This window comes from Microscilla marina ATCC 23134 (assembly GCF_000169175.1).
GTDB classification, from domain to species: Bacteria; Bacteroidota; Bacteroidia; order Cytophagales; family Microscillaceae; genus Microscilla; species Microscilla marina.
Genome location: NZ_AAWS01000013.1, coordinates 130,905 through 147,927, shown reverse-complemented (window position 1 = coordinate 147,927; position 17,023 = coordinate 130,905). Strand labels below are relative to the sequence as shown.

Here is a 17,023-nt window from a genome sequence, read left to right as displayed (position 1 = left end):
AATACATTTACCATAGAAACGCATCCTTTTACCTTTATTGCTCTTGGTTTTTGTCTGACCTTTGTACCTGTACAAATGAGTCTTTAACAAATTAACCTCTGTAAGATATGAAAATAGCCGTAACTGCTGCCAGTGGAAAATTGGGAGCTACCATCGTAAAACAACTTGTAAAAGATATAGGCAAAAACCAGGTAGTAGGCATAGCCCGTACCCCAGCAAAAGCTAAGCATTTGGGGGTAGAAGTAAGACCAGGCGACTATAATAGCCGTGAACAGTTTGATATAGCCCTTAAGGGAATAGATGCAGTATTGATTGTATCGGGAATGGATGCGCCTGAAAAACGCATAGCACAACACCGTAATATTATAGAAGCAGCAAAAACCAATGGGGTCAAGAAAATAGTATATACCAGTATTATAGGCGAAGAAGCAAAAACTGCTTTTAGCCCTGTTGTAAAGAGTAATCGCCAAACAGAACAGGACATTCAACGTTCGGGATTAGACTGGGTAATAGGGCGAAATGGTCTATATATAGAACCCGATTTTGAGTACCTCGAGCACTACACCAAGGCAGGTGAGATAGCCAATTGTGCAGGAAACGGTCAATGTGCTTATACCAGCCGTACCGAGCTTGCAGTTGCCTATAGCCATATGCTACAAGAAGAACAACACAATGGTCATGTATATCACCTGGTGGGAGAACCTATTACTCAAGCACAACTTACCGAATATATTAATCAGGTGTTTGGCACCAACCTATCTTATCGGCCTATGACTACCGAAGAGTATTTACTAGAGCGTAAAGCTGCTTTAGGTGATTTTATGGGAACAATCATTGGTGGTATTTACAATGGAATCCAACAGGGAACTTTTAACCCTGAGTCTCAATTTGATCAAGCTACTGGTAGGCCTCACCTTTCAGCCTTGGCAATGGCTCAGGCTTTCAAAAAAGCACAAGAAGCCCTGGTGTAGGCACACCACACCTGCATAAAACAACAAAGCCTGAAGTTGTATTAACTCCAGGCTTTTGTATGTATACATTTGTTTCACCTTTACCCCTGAAAAAACTCTTTCATTCTTTCAAAAAAGTTTTTGTCACTTTTCTTAGGGTTAGGCGTAAAGTTTTTAGCATCACGCAACTTCTCTAAAAGTTCTCGCTCCTGCTTAGTCAGGGCTTGTGGAGTCCATACATTGATATGAATCAACTGATCTCCCCTGCCATACCCTTCAATGTCTTTGATACCTTTTCCGCGCAAGCGCAGTATTTTACCACTTTGGGTACCAGGTTCTACTTTGATCTTAGCTTTGCCGTTAATCGTGGGAACCTCTACTGATATACCCAGCGACACATCTACAAAGCTTAGTTGTAAATCGTAAATTACATCAGTACCACGTCGGGTCAGGTGCTCGTGAGGGGCTTCTTCCACCACAATCAATAAATCGCCCGGCACGCCACCACGAGGGGGAACGTTTCCTTTGCTCGACATAGACAATTGCATGCCCTCAGTCACTCCAGGAGGAATGCTCACTGGTATTACTTCTTCTTCGAGCTGGCGACCTTCACCACTACAAGCCCCACATTTTTCGTTAATGGTTTTTCCTTCTCCATTACAGGTAGGGCAAGTACTGCTAGACACCATTTGCCCTAGCATAGTGTTCACTACCTTGCGCACCTGGCCAGAGCCATTACAAGTACCGCAGTTGTCTAATGATGAACCATTTTTGGCACCATTTCCCCCACAGGTCTCACAATTGGTATATCTTTTTACTTTTATTTTTTTATCTACACCCTCAGAAATTTCTTCCAGAGTAAGTTTAAGCTTAATACGAAGGTTAGAACCCCGGCGAGCACGTGCTCCTCCTCTGCCTCTTCCACCTCCGCCAAAGAAGCTGTCAAATGGGCTGCCGCCACCGCCACCTCCTCCAAAAATATCGCTAAATTGAGAGAAGATGTCGTCCATATTCATTCCTCCGCCTCCGCCAAATCCGCCAGACAAGCCCTCATGTCCAAAACGATCATAACGCTGACGTTTTTCATCGTTGTTGAGCACATCATACGCTTCTGCGGCTTCTTTAAACTTTTCTTCGGCTGTAGAATCTCCTGGGTTTTTATCAGGGTGATATTTGATTGCCAGCTTGCGATAAGCCTTTTTAAGCTCATCTTTAGAAGCTCCCCTGCTTACGCCCAGTACTTCGTAATAGTCCCGTTTAGACATCTTTTTGTTGTTTTTGTTAGCTTCCCACTACTACTTTTGCAAATCTTACTACTTTGTCATGCAAGTAATAGCCTCGCTCAATTTCATCAATCACTTTACCTTTTTGGTCGTCGCTTGGCGCGGGCACTTGTGCAATAGACTCATGTTCTTCTACATCAAACACCTTCCCAATAGTCGACTCCATAGGTTTTAAGCCTTTATTTAACAAGGTCTTGCCAAATTTATCCTGAATTAGCTTCACCCCTTCTTTGATTGCCTCTTTGTCTTCTGCTTCTTCAAATGCTTTGAGCGCACGTTCGAAGTCATCAAGAATAGGCAACAAGTCTTTCAATAAACCTTCATTCGCCAATTTTATTTGCTCAATTTTTTCTTTGGCAGTACGTCGGCGGAAGTTTTCAAAATCGGCATACAAGCGTACATATTTATCTTTAGCTTCTTGTACTTCAGCCTCAAGTTTTGCGTGTGTATCTTCTTGAGGTTGGGCACTCGCTTCGGTATTAGTTTCGCTTGCGTCAGCACTTGTTTCTTCTGTGGCATTTGCCTGTGCTTCCTGCTCTGTCAAGTTTTCACCATTTTGGTTGGTAGTGGCAGGTTCTTTCTCTGATTCTGAATTGTGGGTCATAACAACACTCAGTTTAATTCGTTTTAAGTCGGTTGCATAAAAGTCAATTTTTTTGCCAAAACCTTATTTATGACAAGTTGGCAGTCATTCCACCTCCTTTATATTCACCCTATCCTACAGCCACAAGTCCTTAGATGCCGATGCATATCGGTGGTATAAGCGATAAGCCGCAAGTCCTTAGATACCGATGAATATCGGTGCTAGTCCCCAAAGTGAGCTAGTTTTTTAGGGGCAAAATCACTGTGTATGTTTTGTCATTGGGTGTTTTCCAGGTTTTGAGCCACTGGTTATACTTACGCAACAAAGCAAGGTCTACCCTTTTTGTACGGGCAATCTGTTGCAAAGTGCTTCGGTTGCGTAAAGTAAAATGTTTAAGTCGAGTAGGTGTGGCAATATAACGGCTGAGTGGCTGCTCAAACACTAACTTATGAGCAAGAAAACGCCTGATATACCAGTGCGTATTTCCATCAATTGTCATCGTTTTTACTTTGGTTGGGCTATAGTTTACATACAAGTCTTCAAGGTACTCTTGGGTGCCCGCAAAGCCTAGGTTATAAGACAAAAGCGTGTACATCCAATTTTTGAAAAACAAGTGGTTTCGGTTCAAATAACGTGTGGCTCCATTGGTAGCTGTTACTATGTTTAAACGCTCGTCTACATTTTCATCTATTTGTATACCTACTTCCAACGCTGACTCCTCTTTAAACTGCCAATACCCTACAGCATTTGAGCTTGACACTGCATTGGCAATGAGCGAACTCTCTAAGATAGGCAAAAACCTAAAGTCACTGGGGATGTTTTCTTTACGCAGAATTTTTTTAATGATGGGCATATATACCTGAATACGCTCTAGTTTTTTCTGAAAAAACCTGGGGTGGCTCCTCAACTGATTAACTTCTGACTGGATCAAACGCTGGGCATAATCAGTAATTTTTAACCTTATACCAGCTACATACATTACCGTAGGTACATGGGGCGAATTGGGTGCTGCCCTTTCTACCCTTCCGTGTGGCTTGGTGTTTATTGGTAAATGAGTCATGTTGGCAACCCCGTGGGCATAAGCAGGACGAATCAGGAGTTTTTTACCCGCAAACACGGTGTTATTCCTCATTTTGTTGAGGGTTCTTAACTTAGTGACTGATACATTGTATTTTTTTGAAATTCGATAAAGATTATCGCCCGATTGTACTGTGTGAAATATTGCTGGATTGTTGTTGGTAGGCACCGCGCTGTAGGTCGTCAGTTTGTTGCCCACCAAGCGATGTTGAGGGTGGGTTTGGGTGCCCCCAGCGTATTGCCTGGTATGGTGTTTTTTGTAATTATTGGCCAGCAACTGGGTACGTTGTGAAGCAATTTTCAGGTGCTTGGGCACCGACATATACAATTGTTGACCTGCACTGAGCTTATTACTGTGTAGTCCGTTCCACTGCTTTACCTTATCTATGCTTACCCCATACAACCGCGAAATACTATAAAGCGTTTCACCCCGGCTTACCCGGTGTTTTACCTGACGATTTGCCAGAGGTTTGATTACTCTTGATGTGGGTGAATAACGCTTCACAGAAGCTCTGGTGTAGCGTTTGGTGTGGGTAATAGCGTGAGAGTTGCCACTAGGCGATCGGGTAGGCATAGGGATAATCACATAGTATTTTCTACCACTGGGTATTACCCGCCCCCTAAACCAGGCATTGTAGTGCTGCACCGAAGCAGCGGGCAAACTAAACTCTTTGCCAATACGATCAAAAGTTTTGTTATTGACTAGGTCATACTTGATGAGCGTCACTGCATATTGTTTTTTCTTGCGCAATGCACTGCTATAGACACTCCAGGTAGCCAAAAAATTGACTAAAAACATAGGGGTATTTTTGTCAAGTCGCAAGGTCTTGCTGTGCCTCGAATAATGATGCCGCAAAAAACGTCGGATTTGGTAAGACGACATTTCATAAGACAACAAAGTCTTGACCCAGTGTTGGCTACGTTGGTATTTTTTACGAAAGTAAAGTGCCAGTGCATGGCTAGTCATTACTACATTGAGGCTTTCGTCTAGTTGTGCGCCCACCCTTAGCCCCAACAAAGGCGCCATTTCATGGGCATTTGCCCAAAACTTAATACTGTCTTGCAGCGGATTATTGACCAAGGCAAGGTATTTAAAAGCCGCAGGTATTTTCAGGGGTCGCAACTCCTGATTGACCAAGGGTAAGTATAAACTTGCCAAAGGCACTTGTTTTTTCAGAAAATAAGGGCTTGCTCTTATCTGTTGCGCTTCTTTATTTACTTGTTGCCTGGCTCGATAACTTAGTTCAATTCTAATGTCACCTATGCGAAAAGAACTCTGAATGGGTGTTGCCTGAATGTGGTGAGCAATGCTACAATAAGTTCCTAATAAAAAGGCAGCCAACACCTTTTTAAAAAATGCCTCTAGAGTTAAATTTTTAGTCATTTTTGTTTAAATAAACCAATTTTGTATGATAGATCGTATGCGCCTGATTGAAGGATGGTTATATAATTTGTATAGCTTGGGGTGAAATTTAAAATTAAGTGTGATTTGGGTTAGGCATTTGTTAATATTACATTTGAACACACTATTTTAAGCCTTAAAGTAGAATAAATCTAAAAAATAAAGGCGATTTTACCAATAATACTTAAAATAGGCAGTTTTTGTTGGCTATACAATGAAACACTTTAGCTAAAAATCAACATTGGGTGTAGTAAGCTTGAGTAGTGACCCGTTGTAGATTCAATAATATCTACTCAATGATGCTATTGTTTTGGCATACCCAAACGGTGGTACTTACTTGTTTTTAACTCAGAAGATTCATTATGATAGAAATAGAAAATATTACCAAATCGTTTGGCGATAAAGACGTATTGAAGGGCATTAGTGGGGTATTTGAGCAGGGCAAAACCAACATGATTATAGGTGCCAGTGGTACCGGAAAAAGTGTATTACTTAAGTGTATTGTAGGGTTGTTGCGTCCCGATGAAGGCACAGTTAACTTTAACGGGCGGGAGTTTGCCCGTGGCAACAAAGATCTTCAGCGAGAAATTCGACGAGAAATAGGCATGCTTTTTCAAGGAGGGGCTTTGTTTGACTCCAAAACTGTAGAAGAAAACGTGATGTTTCCGCTAGACATGCTCACCAACGAATCGCGTAGCGACAAACTCGAACGGGTGCATTTTTGTTTGGAAAGAGTAGGACTGGAACATGCCGCAAAGCGGATGCCCTCGGAGATAAGTGGAGGCATGCAAAAAAGAGTAGGCATTGCCCGCTCTATTGTAATGAAACCAAAATATTTGTTTGTAGATGAACCCAATTCAGGGCTTGACCCACTCACAGCCATTACTATAGACAACCTTATTCATGAGATTACCACCGAATATAATATTACAACTATTATAGTATCACATGATATGAACTCGGTAATGGAGATTGGCGAATATATTATGTTTTTGCATAAAGGGTATAAGGTTTGGGAAGGCAGCAATCAGCAAATCACTAAAGCAGATGTAGAAGAACTCAATAACTTTGTATTTTCCAATAAGCTGTTGCGTGACCTGCGCCAACACTTATAATACACTCTAGTCCTAGAGAGGCTCTCTTCAGACCAAAACTCAAGGTAAACTTAATTTCTCAGTACAATCTCTGGTAAACTGTATGGAACTTTTTACCTGACTTTAACATTTTGGAGGTGAACAAAAAAACAAGAAAGCGGAAAGACCAAGTGAAGTCGAATATTATCGTAATAATACCAGCTTATAACGAAGAAGCCTCTATAGCCAAAGTAATTGCTGATATACCCAAAGGGTTGGCAGAGGAGGTAATTGTGGTGAACAATAACTCAACCGACCGCACTGCTGAGATGGCTCAAGCTGCCGGAGCAACTGTACTCAACCAACGCCAGCAAGGATACGGAGCTGCTTGCCTTAAAGGCATTGCCTATGCAAGAGAAAAAAAAATGCCGCCGGAGATTGTAGTCTTTATCGATGGTGATTACTCTGATTTTCCTCAGCAAATGCCCGATGTATTAGCACCCATCATAGAGCAAGACATAGACATGGTGATTGGTTCGCGGGCGTTGGGTCAACGACAAAAGGGAGCTATGATGCCTCAACAAATTTTTGGCAACTGGCTTGCTACCCGGCTTATTCGTTTGTTTTATGGCATGCGTTTTACCGATCTTGGTCCTTTCAGAGCCATTAAGTTTCATAAATTGCTGGCCATAGGTATGAAAGACGAGGACTATGGCTGGACTGTAGAAATGCAACTCAAGGCTGCCAAGTATAAGCTAAAAGTAACCGAAGTACCAGTAGATTACAAAAAACGCATTGGCGTATCGAAGGTAAGTGGCACCATTAAAGGTACGTTTATGGCAGGTTATAAAATTCTCTGGACTATTTTTAGGTATTTGTAAGTAGTTGTGGTCTTGATAGATGCTTGTCGTTTTCGCGTGTACTGTAAAAGATGTTCAGCCACAAGCCAGTGGGGATGAGGACAGGCGCCAGTAGAGTATTATACCCTCTCTCAATAGTAGGGTACAAACTGAAGTATTCCATTAATTAAGCAGGAATTTAACCTATTTTATGCCACACACAGGGACACAATATCTACTGACATGAAATTGTATAATTCGTTATTTTTGTCAATCAAAAAAGGCATATTTGTATAAGAAAGTAGCTATTGTTTTTTTAGTGTAATCTTTCCTGATTCAATATTATATATGTATTCTTTATTATTATTCTTATTTTTGTCCAAATAGTACTCCACCAAAAGCACCTTATTCTTAGCCTTATATTTTTCCTCGATAACGTCCTCTCTGAAATCAATAGGTTTCCCTACATAGTTATCACCTGTTTTGGCACGATTCTTCAAAACAGCTCCTATTAGGTTATCTATTGATTTTTGATTTAATGCATCTCGAGCTGTGCCCATTAAGTCATCTTTAAAGTCTTTCATTACCAACGCCCCCCCATCAGTATCAATATACCTTTCATTAAAGCCTAAACTATGCCCTAGTTCATGGGCTATCCTGCCAACCTCTACCTCCCCTTTTCTTGGTTCTTCTCCTGCTACAATACGATTATTGGGTTTATACATAGGGTACTTCCCATTAAAAATTAAGAGAACCCCTACATTATTATTTGCTTTAATCATTTTTTTTGCCTCTGATATTGAATCAACAGCCATAAAGCTTGTATCGATTTGAACCTCGACAACCTTCCCACCATGCTTAAAAGATGCCTGCCCTCCTTTCAAATATTCATTTACATCAGATAACTGCTTTTTCTTGATCAACTCTTCTCCTACCTTTTTCCCCCCCTTTGTAATCACATACGCATGAACACTAATTAATATTTGTATTTTCTGTTCATCTTCTTTTATTTCTACCCTTGGACCTTTTGCTTTTTTTGCTGTACCTGATACTCGCGGATTGTATTTAGACCATTGTCTATCTAAATTCACTCCGATTTTGCTACTCCAAGGTGCGTATTTATTTTCAATTACTGAACTCAATCCAGGCTCCATCACATTCATCATCCTACCCACAGCTTTCGCGTCCTTCGTACTCGAACGAGTGGCATATTCCTTTTCTAACTTTGTTTGTCTTGATCGCATAATGTAAGTATATTGGGGTGATTTGAACTTGTATCAAAATACGAAAAAAATGGAGGATTCGACCAGTTTTGAAGAGAATTATCATATATTCTAATTCACTCCCAACTTGTGTCTACTGAAGCCAATTCAACGCTCACTCAACATTGATGGTACACTGGATGCATTTGTTTTTATAAAAGTAGGAAAGCAAGATGCTTCCTCCCTGATAGTGGCAAACTTACGCTACATATTTTTGTAGAGAATCAGGAATCAATGAAGATGATAGGTGAGTTTTTTTTTCGTATCACAAGAATCTCACTTGCAATCGGATGTGTTTTTTTGGCATCCGCAGGGTCGTAAATAAATTTAAAATCACCATAAAGGATAAAGTCAACAATATAATCTCTATAAAAGAGGTATCTATGTTGATCATACTTTTTTCTCTTTACCTCTTCTTGGTTTATTTGTAAGAAAATACCTTGCGCATCGTGTGATGCTATGATTTTTTGAGGTCTTGAAACATAGAAGTTAAGGGTTTCTCCCTCAAGTATTGCTACTATTTTACTTTTATATTCCTTTTTTTTCAACCCATTGATGGGCACAAGCAATGTAGAATCAGAGTAATTGATAAGGTATCCCACTAAATTAACCTATGGAGGGATGGTATTATCTACCAGGCTATCTTCCTTGTAACTATCTACTTGGCTTTGATAAATCATTATCATCACTTGTCTCTTTTTGACCTGACTACAACAAGCACTTGTCAAAAAAAGAATACCTAAAATAAAATCATTTTAACGTTTCCTTTGAACTTCATATTTTTTTGCTCTTTCTAAATAATCTTTTCTAAAAGACGCTGGCACCTTTTTCCAGGTTGAGTGCTTTCTTTGCAAGTCATATGCCTTATAGTGAGTGCCATTGGGGTCATAGCTTGTTTTGTCATTAAACCCAAACCCTTTCACGCCATGGCCTAGAAACTCATGGATTCCCAATGTATTTTGAGCACCCGATACTGTATTTAAGTCTGCGTTCACAATACCACGCTTGGTTACAATTGTCACTTTGATTACGCCAGTTTCATCACCTCTATAGCCCTTGTTGTTAGGGAGCCAGGTCGCTGTGTCTTTTTTTCTATCTGTATTTGCTACACCTTGACCTGGAGATGGATCGTTATAACCTCCCGGCTTCAGTTTATAGTCTGTACTTTTACTAGAAATATTTGTACCAGTACTTACCGACAGCTCACCGTTATGCAATAGTTTTATATCAACTTCTGGCATAGCTGCTATAATAGGTGTATATATTTTTGATATTGCCTGGGGTGAAAGCTCTGTTTTATTAATAAGTGTAGCAAAGCCCAAAATATAAGCTAAGGCTTGTTTAGGTGAAGTAGCAATATCTTCAAACCATTGTGTTCCATATGTTTTTTGTGAGTGAGCCCTGGCTTTAGCTATGGCTCTTTTTCCTACAACTCTTATGTAGTCCGTTTTACCATCACCACCTTGTGTTATATAATTCCCTTCAAGATCATAAAACCTATCATAAAAACCACCCTTACTATCAAATTTACTGAAGATGTTTGCCGACCCAAACCCAGAATGCCTGCTGTCTTGCCTGGCTAAAGCAAACTTTGTCGCCTCTTCTTCATTGTGTACTTTACTTCCCATTACATTCATCATCCTCCCTACAGCTTCCGTATTTTTCGTACTCGAACGAGTGGCATATTCCTTTTCTAGTTTTGTTTGTCTTGATCGCATAATGTAAGTATATTGGGGTGATTTGAACTTGTATCAAAATACGAAAAAAATGGAGGATTCGACCAGTTTTGAAGAGAATTATCAACTATTGCAGCAAGAGCTTACCTGGGTGGGCAATGTGTTTCAGCGGCAGTTGCAGGCAAATGCTGCTATATTACTGGAAAGCAATTCGTTGGCCGACCAAATAACCGCAGAAGAGGGCTGGAAACTGGCAGAGGTAGGAGAACCCCTGACCGACGAAGAAATTGCCCAACTCTACCGCCGCTATGGGCAAAGCGATACCCCCATTGAACCTATACCCATGCCCGACTTGAATCAGGGCACAGGAGCTTATGCCGAATTTATTCGCAAATTTGATTTTGACCAAACCGAACGTTTAGTGCTTGCCCTGGCACTCTACCCTCATGTGCTGCCCGATGTACTCGACCATTGGGTGAAAACCCTCAAAGATAACATTGCTCAATTACCGGGCAACATTGGGCTTGCCTACCCTCATTTTTTGCCTACCGGCAAAACCGCTTTATTTTTACTGGCAGGGTTCGACTATCAACAACAACTCTTGCTTCAGCACCAACTATTTACCCCTAGTCATCCGTTTGCCCAGGCAGGTATTATTACCTTGGGCAAAGTATCTGCCGACGAACCCGCCATCAATGGTACGCTGGTAGTTGCTCCAGAATACTTGCACTTGCTTACTTCGGGCAAGCCGTACCGTCCAGCCTTGAGCCACCAGTTTCCGGCGAAACAATTGACCACCCAACAAAGCTGGGAAGACTATGTTTTACCTCCAGGTACTCAGGCTCAAGTAGACGAGTTGCTTGCCTGGACAACACACTACTACAAACTACGCGCCCACCCATCATTTGGGACAGACAGCAAGGGCTATAAGTGTTTATTGTATGGGCCATCGGGCACGGGCAAAACAATGTTGGGCAGATTATTGGCACAAAAAACCGAGCGGGAAGTATGGCGAATTGATATTAGCCAGATGGTAAGTAAGTTTGTGGGCGAAACGTCTAAAAAAATTCGCCAGGTATTTGACACGGCCCGGCATTATGATCATATTTTATTTTGCGATGAGGGTGAGGGCTTGTTTTCTAACCGTAGTGCCTACGCCAGCACTGCCCAAGATACTTACGTAAACCAAGAGGTGGGCTATTTACTTCAGGCAATGGAAGATTACCCTGGCATTTTGCTGGTAGCAACCAACAACCTCCAAAACATAGACCAGGCTTTCATGCGTCGGTTCAACACCTCTATTCAGTTTCGCTATCCCAACAAGGCTTGCCTGCTAAAGCTGTGGCAAAAGGCGTTGGCACCTTTTGAGCTTGCTCCTGGTATTGACTTGCCTTTCATCGCCCATACTCAGGCTCAAGCCAGCCTATCGCCCAACGAGGCGCGCTCCCAACCCGTTACAGGAGCACAAATTATGGCAGTCAAAGATTTTTTGGGTATTATGGCACTCAAGCGCAATCACTGGAAGGTAACCCCCGAAGACTTGCTAGAGGCTTTGCAACAAAAGCAGTTTTCTGTGAAAAACTTGCGCCCACAGTTGTTGGGCAAGGTGCATTAACAAATACCAATGCCATCAAAGAGTCAATAATGAGCTGTCTTATTCGTAACCAAGCAACAAATAGTGATCACCAGCATACTATGAGCAAGAGATTAGGTTTCTTTTAGCTCCAATATAGCCCAACCTCTGGAAACCAAAACCACTACTTATTTACTCGCCAACACCCCCATTATCTCTTCTTGCATTGCCATAGTATGGGCATACCCTGCATCAAACATTTCGTCTACCTTCTTAAGCTCAAAGGTAGTATAGTTGCCAAGCGCAGGAGGTTCTATAAATACGTCACATTGCCTGATCTGCGACTGCATACCTTTGTGTCCAATCATAATCATAGTACGTTCCAGCACTTTTCGTGTAGATTTTATGGGCTGTTCGATATCTATAGGGTTACAATGTACCCCTATACGAAAATCACAATCTTTGATCGGTTCAGCAGGCATATTATTTACCAAACCACCATCTACCAACACCCGGTTGTTGTAATGAATAGGGCTAAACATGACCGGAATACAAGAAGATGCCATTAACGGTAATACAAGGTTGCCTTGGGTAAAATACACCAGCTCGCCCAGGTGAATGTCAGAAGCAGCCACCGTTAAAGGAATTTTTAGCGCTTCAAATGAGTTATGAGGCAAATACTTAAGTAGCAAAGGTTCAATTTTTTCAATGTTGAGCAAACCACGGCTAAATTTTGGGCGGACAAAACGTAATAGTTTCGCTGATTTTAGTATTTCAAGGGTCTCTTTAGGAGCATAGCCCTGAGAATACATGGCTCCCATAATAGATCCAGAGCTTACACCTACGATTTGATTGATTTTGATACCCATTTCGTCCAGCGCCTGCAATACGCCCAAATGCCCTACTCCACGCAAACCTCCCCCTGACAAAGTAATGCCTATTTTCATTGTAATATTTTTTAGTTAAGAATTAGTAGCAACAATAGGGACAAGCTTGCAATCTGTCGCTTGTACCACCGATATGCATCGGCACCTAAGGACTTAAGGCTTTACCATCAATTACTAACTATAAGAAATCAACGTAATTTTTGGCAAAAAAAATAGTGTAAAACCCTAAAATTTTACACTATTTTTATTTTTTAAGCTGTAAAGCGTACTACTCTTGTACTTCACCCATTCCACTAAACTTCTCTATTCGCCGATTGACCAACTCTTCGGCAGAAAGTTTTTGCAATGCTTTGATTTCTTTCAAAATCACTTGTTTTACAGTCTCATAAGTAGATTTAGGGTTGGCATGTGCCCCTCCCAAAGGTTCAGGAATGATCTCATCTATTAGTTTGAAGCCTTTCATATCATCAGCGGTAAGCTTCAATGCCTCGGCCGCTTGTTCTTTATAATCCCAGCTACGCCATAAGATAGTCGAGCAGTTTTCAGGAGAAATTACTGAATACCAGGTATTTTCCAGCATCATTACTTTGTCGCCTACTGCTATGCCCAAGGCACCACCCGATGCTCCCTCGCCAATCACAATGCATATCACAGGAACTTTGAGAGTAAACATCTCTTTGATATTTCGCGCAATCGCCTCAGCCTGCCCTCTTTCTTCAGCTTCAATTCCAGGAAAAGCTCCTGGAGTATCGATCAAGGTCACTATAGGTTTATCAAATTTTTCAGCAAGCCGCATCAAACGCAATGCTTTACGGTACCCCTCTGGGTTAGCCATTCCAAAGTTTCGGTATTGCCGTTGTTTGGTATTGCGTCCCTTTTGCTGTCCTATAAACATTACAGTTTGTCCGTTTATATCGCCAAAACCACCCACCATTGCCTTATCATCAGCAATGTTACGGTCACCGTGCAACTCTACAAAGTTGTCACACATCTCGTGGATATAGTCCAAAGTATAAGGACGGTTTTGATGACGAGACAGCTGCACCCTCTGCCAACGGGTGAGGTTGGTGTAGGTCTCCTTCTTTACTTTTAATATATTTTGTTCGAGCACTTTGATAGCGTCTGCTACGTTGGCATCACTCTCTACCGCAAGTTGTTTCATATCATCCAACTTTTGCTCTAGTTCCGCAATGGGTTTTTCAAAATCTAAAAGCATAATCTCTTTTTTGGTTTGCCTCAAGGTGAGCAAAGATAGTTGATAAAAAAGTGATGCCCAAAGAAATGTAAGTTAGTTTATCTTTTTTGTTGTTGCTTACACAAATATAAAATATTGATAATCAAATTATTACAACTTTTCAAAAAACAATACTCAGCTATAAAAGCCCTATAATGAAGGTCAAATAGGGGTGTTTTTGGGCACATTTACCAAAAGAAAAGCTCTCAATTGGTAAATATCGGGACTTAACTTACGTATTCAGTAAAAGAAATATGAAAATGTGTATTTTTACACTTAAGTGGGTTTTCAATTCGTTGTTATAACCTATTCAACATTCATCCCTGCATAACTGAAAACGATTTATATATCAATGTCAAATATACGTATTACCTGGGCCGCATTATTTGCTATAATAGTCTTGCAAACATCTTGCGCCAAAATAGATGAGGTGTCTCCAGATAGCACCGGAACAGACACTACTGCCACCGCTGGTGGAACAGCACAAAAAGACGCTATTCTCAAACTTTATAATGAGGAGTACGTTCCCTCCATTCTTACCGAAATCGGCTGGAGTGGTAATATAAGCAACTGTAATGCAGGTATTACTCCCACCAATACTCAAAATAAGGTACTTCAACGCCTCAATTTTTACCGCAAACTGGTAGGTTTACCTGGCAACGTGGTATTGAACACCGAAAAAAGTAATAAATGTCAACAAGCTGCCTTGATGTCACGAGCCAATAACTCTCTCTCTCACTCTCCACCTACTACCTGGTCGTGTTATACTGCCGATGGGCGTGAAGCCTGTGGCAAGTCTAACTTATCACTAGGTTCGGCAGGCTCTAGGGCGATCGATGCCTACATTAGAGATGCTGGTTCAGGAAACTATTTTGTAGGGCATCGTCGTTGGATACTGTACCCCAAACTACAAGAAGTAGGTACTGGAGACACTGACCGTAGCAACGCCCTGTGGGTAATTGGTGACATAGGTCCGGTACCCTTAAATATGCCCGACTTTGTAGCCTACCCACCCAAAGGCTTTATGCCCCAGGATTTGGTGTACCCACGCTGGTCTTTTTCTATTCCCTCGGCTGACTTTTCTAACGCCAAGGTAACAATGACCGATGCCAGTGGCAATGCAGTAAACCTCACCCAGGAACAACTCAACAACGGTGGATTTGGCGATCGTACAATGGTATGGGTTCCTGAAGATATCAACATTACCTCTGCCGATGATGTAACCTACAAGGTAAACATTACTGGGGTAAAACTAGTAAGTGGCGAAACAAAAGACTTTAACTATGAAGTCACTATTTTTAAAGCAAAATAGCCTGAAACTAAAAACAATATCTTTATTATTTTATATATTAAAGTCGGTGTTTCCACCGACTTTTTTTTATATTTCAACAAACAACCACTCACTAAGAATTTAGACCTTATGCTATTTAAAAAATTTAATAAGTACTTAACTTCTTTTGTGTTCAGCATTGTATTCATCCACCTTGCACACGTATCTATAGCCCAAGTTGGCAAGAAAAAAGTTTTTAGATATAACCAAACCGGAGGACTCACTTCACTCGACCCGGCTTTTGCCAATAAAAGAGCCAACATCTGGGCAGTTACTCAGCTTTACAATGGCTTGTTTCGCTTTGGAAGAAGCAACCGAGTAACCCCCGACCTGGTAAATAAATGGGAAGTAACTGAAGACGGTAAAACATACACTTTTCACATCAAAAAAGGCATCAGGTTTCACAACCACGAAGTGTTTGCTAACCATAAAAGGCGGGAGGTAGTAGCAGCCGATTTTGTGTATACTTACCGACGTATCTTGAATCCGGAAACCAAAAGTCCTGGAGTCTGGATATTTAAAGATAAAGTGCTGCGTAACTCTAATCAATCCATTTCTGACACTTGTTTTCGAGCAATCAGCCGCTATAGCTTTAGGGTATACCTTCACCAACGCTTTGATCATTTACCCCAGTTGTTGGCGATGCCATACACTTTGGTAGTGCCTCATGAGGCAGTTACCAGATACGGTAAAGAGTTTGGTAAAAACCCTGTGGGTACTGGTGCTTTTAGATTTGTACTCTGGAAACCCAACAAGTTGTTGCTGCTCAAAAAAAACCTTCTCTACTGGAAGTTTACCTATGATGGCAAAAAACTTCCATTGATGGATGAGGTGCGTATCTCATTTATAGAAGATCGCAAAAAAGCCTTTAAAATGTTTACTCAAGGTAAGCTCGATTTTTTGACTGGAACCATAGAAAGTAGTGCTGACTTATTGCTAGATGAAGATGGTACTGTAAAAGAAAAATGGTTGGGGAAGTTTACTGTAGAAAAGGTACCTTATATGAATACTGAATACATAGGGTTTGCATTTGAACACCCCAGCGAAAAAAAACTTTGGACAAACAAAAAATTACGTCTGGCACTTAGTTATGCCATCGATCGTGAAGGGTTGGTAAATAAACTACGAAATCAAGTGGGCATTCCGGGGCACTATGGCATTGTACCCGAAGTTATTTCTTACAGTACTCGTGCCAAGGGTTATCGGTATAACATTGTAAAAGCACGTAAATTGTTGAAAGAAGCAGGTTACCCAGAGGGTAAAGGTTTGCCAACCATTACTTTGCATACTCACCTAGCCGACAAAAAACTGGCTGAATACCTTCAGTCACAATGGCGCTACATTGGAGTCAATGTAGTGATTAACCGTCAGAAGTTTTCGAAACACCAACAAAAAGTAGATGCTGGCAAAGCAGGGTTATTCAGGGGCTCTTGGTTGGGCGACTATCCTGATCCGGAAAATTACCTGGCAATGTTTTACAGCAAAAACTTTGCTCCTGATGGACCTAACAAAACCCACTATCAAAGCACTCAGTTTGACCAGCTCTTTGAAGCAGCCCGTACTGCCCAAAGCTCATCTACCCGACACAGTGCTTATCGCAAAATGGATCAAATGATCATGGATGAAGCTGCGGTAATTGTACTCTATTACGACGAAAATATATGGCTTAAACAAAATAACATTGAAGGTCTGGAAACCAACCCGATGAATAATTTGATTTTGGAAGGTGTAAACCGAAAATAAACACTTTATCAAGTTTTAATTGTACTTATTAAAGCATTTGTCTGATTGCATTAATTTTATTTAAATATAATTTTTCTAATACACAAAAAGCTTTAAATTAGTTTATTACGC

General features: G+C 41.0%; 14 protein-coding genes. 6 read left to right on the top strand and 8 right to left on the bottom strand.

Features of this window, described 5'->3' with window-relative positions:
- Positions 1–107 precede the first annotated feature (107 nt).
- On the top strand, positions 108–971 hold the full coding sequence (locus tag M23134_RS14100; protein ID WP_002697190.1) for an SDR family oxidoreductase: 864 nt from the start codon (positions 108–110) through the stop codon (positions 969–971).
- 80 nt (positions 972–1,051) lie between these two features.
- On the opposite strand, the gene dnaJ is transcribed toward M23134_RS14100, so the two are convergent.
- From dnaJ to M23134_RS38110, 3 genes are all read right to left on the bottom strand, one after another.
- Positions 1,052–2,215, bottom strand: a complete 1,164-nt coding sequence (gene dnaJ, locus M23134_RS14095; protein WP_002697188.1) for a molecular chaperone DnaJ — start codon at positions 2,213–2,215, stop codon at positions 1,052–1,054.
- A gap of 16 nt (positions 2,216–2,231) precedes the next feature.
- Positions 2,232–2,837, bottom strand: a complete 606-nt coding sequence (locus tag M23134_RS14090) for a nucleotide exchange factor GrpE (protein WP_002697186.1) — start codon at positions 2,835–2,837, stop codon at positions 2,232–2,234.
- A 217-nt stretch (positions 2,838–3,054) separates the two neighbouring features.
- The gene (locus tag M23134_RS38110; RefSeq protein WP_002697184.1) at positions 3,055–5,277 is read right to left on the bottom strand and encodes a LysM peptidoglycan-binding domain-containing protein; all 2,223 of its coding nucleotides are present in this window, start codon (positions 5,275–5,277) and stop codon (positions 3,055–3,057) included.
- 380 nt (positions 5,278–5,657) lie between these two features.
- On the opposite strand from M23134_RS38110, the gene M23134_RS14080 reads away from it, so the two are divergent.
- A complete protein-coding gene (locus M23134_RS14080) occupies positions 5,658–6,410 on the top strand; it encodes an ABC transporter ATP-binding protein (RefSeq protein WP_002697182.1) in 753 nt (250 codons plus the stop codon).
- A gap of 110 nt (positions 6,411–6,520) precedes the next feature.
- On the top strand, positions 6,521–7,249 hold the full coding sequence (locus tag M23134_RS14075) for a glycosyltransferase family 2 protein (protein ID WP_002697180.1): 729 nt from the start codon (positions 6,521–6,523) through the stop codon (positions 7,247–7,249).
- 263 nt (positions 7,250–7,512) lie between these two features.
- Here the strand turns inward: M23134_RS14075 and M23134_RS14070 are convergent, their stop codons facing one another.
- From M23134_RS14070 to M23134_RS14060, 3 genes are all read right to left on the bottom strand, one after another.
- Positions 7,513–8,451, bottom strand: coding sequence for a hypothetical protein (locus M23134_RS14070; protein ID WP_045113573.1), 939 nt, complete (start codon positions 8,449–8,451; stop codon positions 7,513–7,515).
- A gap of 242 nt (positions 8,452–8,693) precedes the next feature.
- Positions 8,694–9,017 (bottom strand): hypothetical protein, encoded by a 324-nt coding sequence (locus tag M23134_RS14065; protein ID WP_157558483.1) that lies wholly within the window; start codon positions 9,015–9,017, stop codon positions 8,694–8,696.
- Between the two features lie 207 nt (positions 9,018–9,224).
- Positions 9,225–10,187 (bottom strand): hypothetical protein, encoded by a 963-nt coding sequence (locus tag M23134_RS14060; RefSeq protein WP_157558482.1) that lies wholly within the window; start codon positions 10,185–10,187, stop codon positions 9,225–9,227.
- A 49-nt stretch (positions 10,188–10,236) separates the two neighbouring features.
- Between M23134_RS14060 and M23134_RS38105 the strand changes: the two genes are divergently transcribed.
- Positions 10,237–11,760: an ATP-binding protein gene (locus M23134_RS38105; RefSeq protein ID WP_002697169.1), complete on the top strand. Its 1,524-nt coding sequence runs from the start codon at positions 10,237–10,239 to the stop codon at positions 11,758–11,760.
- A gap of 146 nt (positions 11,761–11,906) precedes the next feature.
- Here the strand turns inward: M23134_RS38105 and M23134_RS14050 are convergent, their stop codons facing one another.
- Together M23134_RS14050 and M23134_RS14045 are read right to left on the bottom strand one after the other, a co-directional pair.
- Positions 11,907–12,665, bottom strand: a complete 759-nt coding sequence (locus tag M23134_RS14050) for a patatin-like phospholipase family protein (RefSeq protein WP_002697167.1) — start codon at positions 12,663–12,665, stop codon at positions 11,907–11,909.
- 208 nt (positions 12,666–12,873) lie between these two features.
- Positions 12,874–13,821, bottom strand: coding sequence for an acetyl-CoA carboxylase carboxyltransferase subunit alpha (locus tag M23134_RS14045; RefSeq protein ID WP_045113571.1), 948 nt, complete (start codon positions 13,819–13,821; stop codon positions 12,874–12,876).
- Positions 13,822–14,191: 370 nt separating this feature from the next.
- On the opposite strand from M23134_RS14045, the gene M23134_RS14040 reads away from it, so the two are divergent.
- Both M23134_RS14040 and M23134_RS14035 read left to right on the top strand, forming a co-directional pair.
- The gene (locus tag M23134_RS14040; RefSeq protein WP_045113570.1) at positions 14,192–15,151 is read left to right on the top strand and encodes a CAP domain-containing protein; all 960 of its coding nucleotides are present in this window, start codon (positions 14,192–14,194) and stop codon (positions 15,149–15,151) included.
- A 108-nt stretch (positions 15,152–15,259) separates the two neighbouring features.
- Positions 15,260–16,912, top strand: coding sequence for an ABC transporter substrate-binding protein (locus tag M23134_RS14035; protein WP_002697157.1), 1,653 nt, complete (start codon positions 15,260–15,262; stop codon positions 16,910–16,912).
- Positions 16,913–17,023 lie beyond the last annotated feature (111 nt).